The sequence below is a fragment of the Vibrio splendidus genome (assembly GCF_001557875.1).
Taxonomy (GTDB): Bacteria; Pseudomonadota; Gammaproteobacteria; order Enterobacterales; family Vibrionaceae; genus Vibrio; species Vibrio splendidus_F.
In genome coordinates, this window is sequence record NZ_LNRF01000001.1 from 824844 (window position 1) to 836047 (window position 11204).

General features: G+C 42.6%; 8 protein-coding genes and 1 pseudogene. 4 read left to right on the forward strand and 5 right to left on the reverse strand.

Annotated features, from left to right (window positions below):
* Positions 1–45: 45 nt before the first annotated feature.
* Positions 46–1782, forward strand: a complete 1737-nt coding sequence (locus ATB74_RS03500) for an amidohydrolase (protein ID WP_061016573.1) — start codon at positions 46–48, stop codon at positions 1780–1782.
* Between the two features lie 600 nt (positions 1783–2382).
* Here the strand turns inward: ATB74_RS03500 and ATB74_RS03505 are convergent.
* The 4 genes from ATB74_RS03505 to ATB74_RS03520 all read right to left on the reverse strand — a co-directional run bounded on the left by ATB74_RS03505 (position 2383) and on the right by ATB74_RS03520 (position 7093).
* On the reverse strand, positions 2383–4041 hold the full coding sequence (locus tag ATB74_RS03505) for an MFS transporter (protein ID WP_061016575.1): 1659 nt from the start codon (positions 4039–4041) through the stop codon (positions 2383–2385).
* Positions 4042–4114: 73 nt separating this feature from the next.
* Complete coding sequence (locus ATB74_RS03510; RefSeq protein WP_061016578.1) at positions 4115–5740, reverse strand: MFS transporter; 1626 nt, start codon at positions 5738–5740, stop codon at positions 4115–4117.
* A 169-nt stretch (positions 5741–5909) separates the two neighbouring features.
* A complete protein-coding gene (locus ATB74_RS03515; protein WP_061016580.1) occupies positions 5910–6392 on the reverse strand; it encodes a hypothetical protein in 483 nt (160 codons plus the stop codon).
* A complete protein-coding gene (locus ATB74_RS03520; protein ID WP_061016582.1) occupies positions 6371–7093 on the reverse strand; it encodes a winged helix-turn-helix domain-containing protein in 723 nt (240 codons plus the stop codon). The genes ATB74_RS03515 and ATB74_RS03520 overlap by 22 nt, the downstream gene beginning before the upstream one ends.
* 422 nt (positions 7094–7515) lie before the next feature.
* Here ATB74_RS03520 and ATB74_RS03525 point away from each other — a divergent pair, with 422 nt between their 5' ends.
* Together ATB74_RS03525 and ATB74_RS03530 are read left to right on the forward strand one after the other, a co-directional pair.
* The gene (locus ATB74_RS03525) at positions 7516–8334 is read left to right on the forward strand and encodes a hypothetical protein (protein ID WP_061016584.1); all 819 of its coding nucleotides are present in this window, start codon (positions 7516–7518) and stop codon (positions 8332–8334) included.
* Between the two features lie 253 nt (positions 8335–8587).
* The gene (locus ATB74_RS03530) at positions 8588–8974 is read left to right on the forward strand and encodes a hypothetical protein (protein WP_052878696.1); all 387 of its coding nucleotides are present in this window, start codon (positions 8588–8590) and stop codon (positions 8972–8974) included.
* 104 nt (positions 8975–9078) lie between these two features.
* Here the strand turns inward: ATB74_RS03530 and ATB74_RS03535 are convergent, their stop codons facing one another.
* Positions 9079–10011 carry a LysR family transcriptional regulator gene (locus ATB74_RS03535; protein ID WP_061016586.1) on the reverse strand — a complete coding sequence of 311 codons (933 nt, stop codon included), beginning with the start codon at positions 10009–10011 and terminating at the stop codon, positions 9079–9081.
* Positions 10012–10177: 166 nt separating this feature from the next.
* Between ATB74_RS03535 and ATB74_RS03540 the strand changes: the two are divergent.
* Positions 10178–11202 (forward strand): annotated as a pseudogene (locus ATB74_RS03540) (zinc-binding alcohol dehydrogenase family protein).
* Positions 11203–11204 lie beyond the last annotated feature (2 nt).

Here is an 11204-nt window from a genome sequence, read left to right on the forward strand (position 1 = left end):
GAGGAACAAAAATTACAATGAACCCTACACATTTGGAGTTTAACTATGACAATTAAAACAGCTCTTAAGCCTGGTATTCAATACAACGCAGAAACCGTACTTTACACGGGCAACTTTATTACTATGAATGAAGAGCTTCCAAAGGCAGCGGCTACCGTTGTACAAGATGGAAAGATACTATTCACAGGTACCAAAGATCAGGCTGAAACATTTTTAACCGATAAGAACTTAGAATATCGTTTAGATTCGCAGTTCGAAGGTAAAACAATTGTTCCAGGCTTCATTGAAGCGCATATGCATCCACTGCTTGCTGCACTGTTTACTGGTATGTTCGAATATGGCGGACAATACGACCGTCTCGGTGTAGAAGGTAAGTTACTAAAGGGTTGTGCAACGGGTGAAACATTAAAAGCGCACCTAAAAGAGCTTAAACAAGAACACGACAAGGCAGGAAAAACGGGAGAGTGGATCAATCTGTGGGGGCTAGATCCATTATTGATGACAGATGGCACTGTTGTGAACCGTGATTTCTTAGATTCAGTGATTGATGACTCTCCAGTATTCTTCATGCACGCAAGCTGTCACCTTGCAGGGCTAAATACATTAGCACTTGAAAAGTCGGGTTTTAGCTTGGACGACAACCCTGAATTTGTATTGCGTGAAAATGGTCGCTTAACGGGTGATATTGCGGAAATGAAAGACATCTACCGTGCACTCAATGTTGGTGCATTTAACTATGGTTCAGACCCTGCGGTTATCGGAAAGACGTTAGTAGATTACGCGAATATTGCGCATTCGCTGGGTGTAACGACCGTATCAGATTGCGGAATGGGTTTGCCTTCAAATCCATACCCACTGTATCAAGCATTGAGCAAAAACCCTGCGTTTAAATTGCGTATTACGGCTTACCCTTTGATTGGTCCGTTTAACTTGGAAGATGTACATACGATGAAGCAAGACGATACCGACAGACTTTGCATTGGTAGCGTCAAGTATGTGAACACAGACGGCTCTATTCAGGGCTTTACGGCTAATTTATTAGAAGGTCAAAGCTACTACAATGGTAAACCAAGTACTTCACTAACGCGTGATGTTGAAGAAATCTACGAATCGGTATTACCGTTTCATAAAGCAGGTTACAACATCTCTTTCCACTGTAATGGCAACGGAACAACAGAAACGTTACTGAATCTTATTGAGCGTATGCAGAAAGATACGCCAATGCCAGAGGCTCGTCACTGTCTAGAGCACAACCAAATGGTGACAGACGATCAAATGGATAGAATGGTTGAATTAGGTGTTTGTCACAACCTGTTTGGTACTCACATTCCAGTCTGGGGAGATGTACACGCTACACAAACTGTAGGGCCTGAGTTCGTTAAACGATTGAACCCATTCCAAACTTCTGCAAAGAAAGGTATTCCGTTCTCTATTCACTGTGACGATGGCGTAACTCAGGTTAATCCGTTGTTTATGATGTGGGGCGCTATGAACCGTAAGTGTATTTTCTCTGGCAATGTATACGGTGAAGAGGAGTGTTTAACTGCGGAACAAGCTCTTCATGCGGTTACACTAGGGGCTGCTTACCTTATGGGGCATGAAGACAGCAAGGGCTCTATATGTGCAGGAAAGCTAGCTGATTTTGCAGTTCTGGATGCCAATCCTCTAGAGGTGCCTAAGCTAGAAATTAAAGACATTCGTGTGCATGCAACAATGCTAGGTGGTGATGTCACCGTACACCAGAATGCAACAACGTCAGTGAAAGAACCAGAAATGGCTTAATCATAAAAATAGACTTTCACACCAACTCAAAGAGCACGTAAGTGCTCTTTTTTTGTATATGTAGAAAGTCATAATTCATCAGAACCCAATAGGGTAGTTGGCATATTCAAGAGCGCTGCGAGCGTTGTTTCTCTATGCCCGCGAGCTGACTAGATTCAATATATTCTGGAGTAAGTGTTCAGAGATCAAGTATCCCCATAATTGCTACCTATAACCTATAACCTATAACCTATAACCTATAACTCACTAACGATGGTTACGGCTGAAGTGAATTATTTCTAAAACTTAAGTCGGTAGAGGTCACGCTAGATAGCGATTAAGTTAGGCTCTCGAAAAAGGCCTGGAAGTGTACGGAATTTGTTGACCACGAAAGTGAGACCGGAATATTTTCGAGTAGGCGTTGTCATGTATAGTGTTGGTGATAGTCGGGAGCGACAGTGACCGCGATAATGATATGCCATTATCGCGATTCAGTATGATAGGTTTGGTAGTGCTAGTTTGGTGGAAAAAATAGGAAAGAAGTGGCTAACTAAAAATATCAGGTTTTGTATTTGTTTTCCGGAATCACTGAATAGTGTGAAGAAGGCCAACGCATTATGGTTAACCTTCTACTAAGGGACTCTTAGAGCGCCTAGCTTCTCCAGACTCGGGAATAAGCCTTTGTTGAGGATTGTCTATTCGGGAGCTGACATACCCTCCCAGAAGTGCAATGAACACCAAAATTATCATCGCCAAGTTAAACCCAAAAGCCCGTGCTTTAGCATTTTCTTTGAGTAGATAGTTAGTTTGATGCTTATCGAGTTGATAGCGCTCAATAAGGTTTTTTACCCTGCTGTCGTCAATATAAGGAACATGAGACAATTGCTTTAAATCAGAGACAAAGGCGCTCGGATAATAAGTAATGATCTCATTGTTAGAACGAATAGTGTGGTCCATTGCCCCCTGATTTAAGCCACCAAACAAGCTGATACCCAACACCAAGCCGATGTTTCGAACCGTAGCTTGCAAGCCGCCTGACTGTTCTGCGTCTCTTTCTCCCAAAGCGCTCGTAATGATAACTGGGCATTGGGAAGCCAATATGCCCATTGCAGCGCCTAGTAACGCCATCCCAAAATAAAATGACATCAATATTTGCTGATTTTGGCTAGATAGGATGAGCGTTAAACCTGCGATAAACATCGTTGTGAAGGCGAACTGACAGAGCTTTTTGGGTGATTGTGTTTTAAAAATGATTGGGGTTGCCACTGAGAAAACAATCATGCAGGCCGAGAATAGAAGAATGATACTGCCAGAGTGAGCTGAAGAGAGTGATATTGCTACTTGCAAATAAGTGACAATGACAAAGCTGCTGCCCCCCAACGCAATGTACATTAATGAAAGGATGATGAATCCTATTCTAGAAGCACTATTTTTAAACCAGCTTAATGGCAATAAAGCAAAGCCGTGTTGTTTTTCAAACCGAATTTGTTGCACTACAAACAGTGTAAATAGGAAACCACCAACGCCTAATAGAAATAACGCAGGGCTCATAGGAAGAACGAAACTCAACCAGCTCGGGAAATCTGCACCATTTAAAATAGTAAGAACACCCCAATAAGGCATTTTAATTAGCCCTAGAAAAATAGCGACAGTGCTCACTGCGCCAAGCAATGCACCGACAAAATCAAACTTGGTTGGTCTGTTAGTATGAATTGGACGTATGCCAAAAATTGCAGTCACTAAGCTAGACAGGTAACAAGTTGCGATAATAATAAAAGGCCAATACCAATCTGTATTATCGTGTAGCCAGCCACTTAGTAGCGGGATAATAGCTGCTGCGAGTCCCGTTGCTGCCGCCATTAGTCCGAAGCCTATAGCACGATTTTTGCCTGGGAAGTGCGCGACCACAAGCGCGAGAACGGCTGGAAGTATTAAAGCTGAAGCAATACCTGTAAGTGGACGGACGACAAGGGAAATGGTGGTTATGTCATCAATGGCGATAAATCCCATCGTGGATATAAAACCAAGGCTTGTACCAAGAATGAGCAATCTTCGCCAACCGATAATTAAACCGAAAATACTGGCCGAGAGCATGAATGCAGCGCCAACAAGAGGCTGAACACTGCTTAGAAGTTGGATGTTGGAAATGTCGGTTTGGAAGACATTAACTAGAGCCGAAGTGGAAATAGAAAGGTTAGCCACATCGGCAGATAGCGTAAACTGAGCTAAGCAGAGCGCGATGAGTAACCAAGTTGTTTTACTGTCATTCGTCTTATCCATAAAAACTCACTAGGTGGTGGAAATTGGGTGTTGTGAAACGAATAAAGCCCCGGCAGTGCCGAGGCTTGAAACGTTACTCTTCGCTCTTCATCAATGAGCGTTGGGGAAGTTTAGAACACAGTGCCAATCCACCAAGCATCAATCCAATCAAAGTAAATAGCGCGTAATGAACTGACTGTAAGCGAGACTCCGCCATTACCTCAATCACAATTCGTTGCTCTTCTTTGTCTGCAATCAAATTTTCCATAAGGTCAATAGCCATGGCATTTGATACAAATGGTAATGAAGGTTGCTCAATAATGATTTGTTTCGTCTGTGCTGATAATGCTTCATGTTCAGCGACATTTGATTTAATTGCACCAGTCAAAGAGAACAGCATTACTGAACCTAGAATAGCCACTCCAAATGCTTGTCCAACATTACGAGACGTTGCTTGAATCCCCCCAGATTGCTGAGCTTCACGTTCACTTAGTGCTGAGGTCACAACGATAGATGCTTGAGAAGCCAACAGGCCAGCACCTGTACCAAAGATAGTTAAAGAAATGTATTGCCAGAAAGTAATACCATCAGCGGTGAAGCCCAAGAACATTAGAGCTGTGCCCGTAGCTGCAATAACAAAGCCAAGCTGGCAGATACGTTGGCAGGTTAGGTGAGATAGCTTCGCAGGAGCGCCAAGCGAACCAATCATCATACCAAGTGCGAAGGCACATAGAGCCATACCAGAAGAAAATGCACTCATACCGGCAACGAGCTGCATGTAAGAAACATTGATAAATCCAGTTGCACCGAACAGTAGGAAAATCGTCGCACAAAGCACTAGGCCAACAACAACTTGTGGATTCTTAACATAAGAAGAAGGAAGTAGTGGGGTACCGCCTTGTTCTTCAAAACGACGTTCCCAAACCATAAGTATTTTAAGAAGTGCTGCACCTACTAGTACTGTTGGAATCGCTGGAGAGATACCCAGAATACTGAAGTCAGTTAGAGGTTTGATTAAACCCCATTCAGAAATTTTAAGTAAACCAGTCACAAAACAAAGAAGGCCAATACCCGCAAGTACGATACCCAAAGTATCTAGCTTACCTTTAAAAGGGCTTGACTCAAGGGTTGGCAATTTCATGCTACCGAACATTACGAATAGACAGTAGATACCTAGACCACAAAAAGCGACCTGGAAACTAGCGACATCCAAAATAAAACCAAATAGCAAAGGAGTAACAGCACTTGCTAGACCTACTAGGGCTGCAATCGCAGAGAATGCGATCGCTTGATCTTTGCCTTTATAGATACCTGCAACGTTTGCGAGTACCGCTGGGATAAGTAAACAAGCGCCTAAACCTGAACCCACACGAGCACCATAGTTTAAGACTTCCATGTTTGGAGCGAATGCTGCAGCAAATGAACCAACAGCAAGCATACCTGCCCCGATGACCATCTGGCGTTTCCAACCAATAATCAGACCGATGAGACCACCAGCGATCATGCCTGCGCCAGCAATAAGCGGGTACATTGCATTGGCCATTTGAATTTGTGGCATACTTGCACCGTGAAGTGCAATAAGTGCCTCAGTAGAGATAGCTAACCCAGAGTTGTCAGCCATCGTTGAGAACTGAGCTGCAAGAAGGACAATCAAAGGAAACCATTTGGCTAACCCTGATTTTTCTTCCGGAGTAGGGAGTGTAGATGCGGATACCGTCATTGTAGATACCTTTAAGTTGAAGAGCGAAAGCTCAAGTCGTTATAGTTATGAAATAATCTTCATCACCATTTAACCCTGTGAGTGCACTTACTCTCCAACCAAAAAAAGTATCTTTAGAAGAAAAAAAATTGTATTTGTAAATTGAGGTGTAAAAAAAAGTAAATCCCGACTAACTATCTGATTTAATATTTAAAATATAAGAAACACCTAAGCCTGTACTTTGTTCTACGTCAATAAATATTCGACCTTCATCTAGGTGCCAAGCGTGTACTCGAATCAGATTACCGCCTGTTGGTATATCAATATTAGTATTTTCAATAAAGGCATCTAATCCACGAACCACTCTCTTCTCTACATCGAAGTCAGAACTCACATGTTCGAAGCGTCTTAGTATTAAAGTGACATCATAGGTGAAGTTAAATTCGTTGTATTGATTGTTTATTGAAAGTCGAACTTTATTATTCTCAATTAGCATCAGTGCGTTGCTATCGATTTTTGCATTATCAATATAGATAGAACCTTTGCCTTGCCATGCTCCTTCATTGAGACGCAAGGGGTTATTCAAGTATTGGTAAACGTAGGTACCTAGTACGGCAGAAATCAATATGATAACAGTCAGAGAAAAAAAGATTAAAATTCGATTTTTTTGCATTCTAATACTCCTTTTACCTCGGTACAGGTTCTGTAGGAAGACTCGTGCTTAATGACATACATTGCAGGGCCTTCGCCCTTAAGCGGTAGTGATTTGAGCTCTTGTTTTGTTGCATTGAACAGTATCCAGTGATTTCCATATTGGTGGCTGATACGTTCGTTTGATGCAGTAAAAACTCCAGAAGCCGCTAGGGCGAAAGTGGCTATCGCAACAACTAGAAGGGCGGAGACCGAAGGAATGATGTTTTGTGGAATACTGGCCTTTTGCTGTTCCGTGTTCTCTTCGTCAACCTTGGCCTTCTCTGTCGTCTGTTGTTTGTCTGCTTGAGATTCACTAGTGTTAGATTCGTCAGGTGTCTGTTGAGCGATACTTTCCTCAAGCTGCGGGGCAACAGCGAGCACATAGCCTTGTTTTGGAATCGTTCTGATCAGGGTTCTCTCTACATCTTCGAGAGAAAACCTGAGCGCTTTGACTGTTTGATTGATGGTCGCGTTCGTAGCATATGAGTCTTTCCATAGTGTTTCTTCAATCGATGAGCGGGAGAGTACTTCAGGAAATGTTTTGATTAACTCATGGAGCAGGTTAGCTTCTCTGGCTCGTAGGCGACTTCGTTCTCCTTGGTTGTCGATTACGGCAGAAGTTGGTGAGTAATAGAGTTCACCGACTTTGTATATGGGTGGCTCCAAGTATAGTTTGACCATTGAGTGTTCTCATTTACATAACGTCTCTAAATATGCTAACTGGGATTCGTTGTTTCTCATTTTGATCCACAGCAATAAATGCATCGCATCAAAAATCGAATTTTAAAAAATGAGAAACTAAGCACAAGTGAAAGTATCAATGTGTAAATAAATATGTTCGATATTACGTCTGTTAAATATACATATAGCTTTATGTATCAAAGCCTTCAATTTTAGTTATGGTCAGGATAGAAATTATCTATTCGAAAAAGTGATAAGATTAACGTTATCCCATACTTAGACACTAAGAATAATAAGGACATACTTTTTTTTATTTTTTGTTTTTTTATTTTGTTATCTCGCTGGGTTTAATTTCTCTAGAGTGTTTTGGAACTTGGCCTACTTAGGCTAAGAGCCCAATAACGTACTATAGGTTTTTGACCATGGCTAACTATAAAAAAATAACACTCAGTAGCGCCCTTATTCTTTTCTCCTCTTTTGCAGTATCAGATGATCACATCACACCTGAAGATGCCCCTGACCCTGGTGATCACACAAAAGTTTCTTCCGTGCTCAACATTACATATGGCAAACAAAGCTTTAGAGAGCAAGACAATGACTTTGTACAAATTCAAGGCCAGATGTCCGGACAGAAGAGTAATGAAAATTTGTTCTTAGGACAGCTAACGATACAAGGTCAAGATAACGGAAAAGTGGGAAGTGAAGATTTTAACTTATCTCAAGTTAGAGCTCGCTATTTCGAAGTCAGTCGAACTGATTGGCAACATGCGCCAATGGTTGGTGTGTCACTAGATTATATAGAAACCAGTTTTACTGATGCTATATCAGACCGCTTGTTCGCAATCGGCGGATTGATTCGTGTAAATACCCCTTTTGATAATTGGTTATCTTTTCCGATTTTGGCAGGTGCAGTAGGGCAAAACAATAGCGACTTTAGCCGCTTAGGTCTTACCGATGACTATACCTATGGAGTTCAATTTAATTTCTTGAACTCGATTTATTTGCATGAAAACGGCACTCATGTACAAATAAACCCTCAATACAGCTCCCTTGATTTCGGTGGCAGTGTTGGAACAATAAACCAACTACAACTTGATCTCGCTTTCCAAGGGCCACTTGCTGACAACCGTAAGCACTGGGGTAAAGTTACCTACACTGAATTCTTCGATGATGCAGAGCAAAGCTTTGGTCACAACAGACAGGGAACTGAGCTGAAGTTTACCTACAGTTACTACTTCTAACTTGGTTGATCTCCTCCCTTCAGTATTTCAAATACACTAAGAAAATGCTCTTGCGACTTTAATCGCTAGAGCATTTAATTTTTCGTAAGTAAATTCTAGATAGGTATATTGCAACTCCGAGGTCATATCATCATCTTGCCTCACTCTCAGTGCAAATAATAAGCAAGAATTAACGTCCAACGTTGATTGAGATAGTATTTTGCTACAAAACGCGCATAATCTCGCTATACAACATTTAAAGAAGAATTTACCTATGACTACCTTTCAATACTACTTTCACCAACTGCCTTGCTTCGACTGTAAAAAAACGACAGTAAGTACTGATCTTGGTTGGTTAACGCCTGCGATGAAAGATGATGCTATCGCACAAGTGACAGCGACACTTGCACAAGGCGAGGTTACACCAGATCTTTCAGCAGACGTGGTTTGTACGAAAGATGAAGCTCGCGAGTACTTACTGCTTAACTTCTTCGGCTATTCAGAGGAAGAGCTGGCAAGCGGAATCGAAGCGGATGATGAAAAAGAAGTGGCAGACGAAATCGCAGAGCTAGTAGAAGAAGGTAAAGACACCATCACCTTCGAACATGAGATTGCTCTTCAGTGCTGTGCTGACTGTGATGTTGAAGACGAGTCAAACTAAGCACTCGTATTAGACGATACATCCATCAATATGGTGTGATGTTCAAATGATTAAAGGCGTTAGTGGCTTAAAAGTTCACTAACGCCTTTTTTATCTCTAGGTCGCTAAGACTTTTGAGTATCTATAATGCCTTGCTCGCTCAGTTGCGAAAGGATCTCTGCGGTCTTCTCTCTGAATAAATCTCTCAGTAGTCGCACAGTCGGGGTGATGGACTGACGACTTGGACACACTAACCACAGCTCGGTAGGTGTCGGCTTAAACTCAGGCATGACTTTAACCACTTCACCTGAAAGCAGATGACGCGACATGTCTAGACAAGATTTTATTGCCACTCCTTTACCTGCGATACACCACTGTCTAACAAGGTCTGCGTCGTTCGAAGCGCGATTTCCTTTTAGCTTCATTTTGTGGTCTTGGGTGCCGTCGTTAAATACCCACTCGTCTTGCAACATGTCATGGAGTTGGTAAAGCAAACCATTGTACTGAGCTAAGTCTCTCGGGTGTTTTGGTGATCCCATTTCAGCCAAGTATTCAGGAGCCGCACACAATACCCTCGGCACGTCGCATATCTTAAAACCATACATGTTGGCATCGGTCGGGGATCCGTAACGTAGCGCCATATCGACGGAATCTCGGTAGAAATCGATATTGCTATCGCTGATGCTAGTACGAAGCGTCGCCTTGGGATATTCAAGTAAGAACTCATCAAGCCAAGGTGTAACTAGGTTGCGCCCTAGGTCCGATGAAAGCGCTATACGAATTTCACCGTCAAGAATACCGAGTTCGTCGCGCATGTTGAGCTTCGCTTGCTCTAACAATTTCAAGGCTTGTTCGCACTCAGGTAAATAACGCTCGCCTGCTGAAGAAAGTCTTAGGTGGCGCGTGGTTCTTACAAATAACTCTGCTCCCAGTGCCGCTTCAACACGTTTCACGGCCGCGCTTGCGGTGGCAGTGCGCATATCAAGGTTGGTGGCTGCTCCAGTGATACTGCGAAACTCCGCTACCTTTAAAATCACTTGTAGGTCTTCAAGAAGCATTTCGTTTCCCCATAAATTAGGCATTTTCTAATTGCTAATCTTAGTATTTTGCCTGCGCATACACATCTCATTATCAAAAATTATTTGATAATAATTCAAATATTAGGCTGTTTATCTAAAGCGAGAAGTCTCTAAGATTCAATTATCGAATTTAAGGAGAAGTATCATGTCATTACCATTAACAATGAAAGCAATCGGATTTACTCAGTCACTAGCGATTGCAGAACAAGAAAGCCTATTTGAGTTTGAAACGAGTCTGCCAGAACTAAAAAATAATGACTTGCTGGTAAAAGTGAGCGCGACTTCTATCAACCCTGCTGACGCCAAAATTCGCATTCGTAATGCCAAAGACAAAACACTTGAGCAGCCAAAAGTACTGGGCTATGACGCAGTTGGTGAAGTTGTTGGCAAAGGCACAGACGTTGAAGGCTTCGAAGTCGGTGACCGTGTGTACTATGCGGGTGACGTAACACGTATAGGGGCTAACGCAGAATACCAAGCTGTGGACTACCGTATTACCGCTAAAGCGCCTAAGAGTCTTTCTGATGAAGCTGCAGCGGTTATGCCACTAGCAACACTTACGGCATGGGAAGCATTGTTTGACCGCCTACGTGTTCGTCCTGAAGAGAAAAAGTCTATTCTGATTATTGGTGGAGCGGGCGGTGTAGGTTCGATCACTATTCAACTGGCTAAGCAGCTGACCAACCTAAAAGTTATCGCAACAGCTTCAAGACCTGAAACGGAACAGTGGGTAAGGGATATGGGAGCGGATTATGTGGTGAACCACCGTAATCTTGTCGAGTCAGTGCGAGAGCAAGGCATTCAACATGTTGACTACATCTTCAATGTTGCTGATACAAAAGGGCACTGGGACGCGATGGTTGAGTTGATCGCACCACAAGGCATGATCGTTCGATTGTAGAATTCGATGGCGGAATTGACTTATCAGCGCTGCAAGGTAAATCTGCGGGCTTTATTTGGGAACTGATGTTCACGCGTTCACTGTTTAACACCGACGATATCCAGAAGCAGCAAGACATCCTATTCCAAGCTGCGAACCTGATTGATGCTGGTCGTATTAAAACGACGCTTACCACGACCCTAAATGGCTTTGGTGTGGATACACTGAAAGATGCTCACCAACGTATTGAAAGCAGTGCCTCGATTGGTAAAACAGCCATCAAATACTAGTC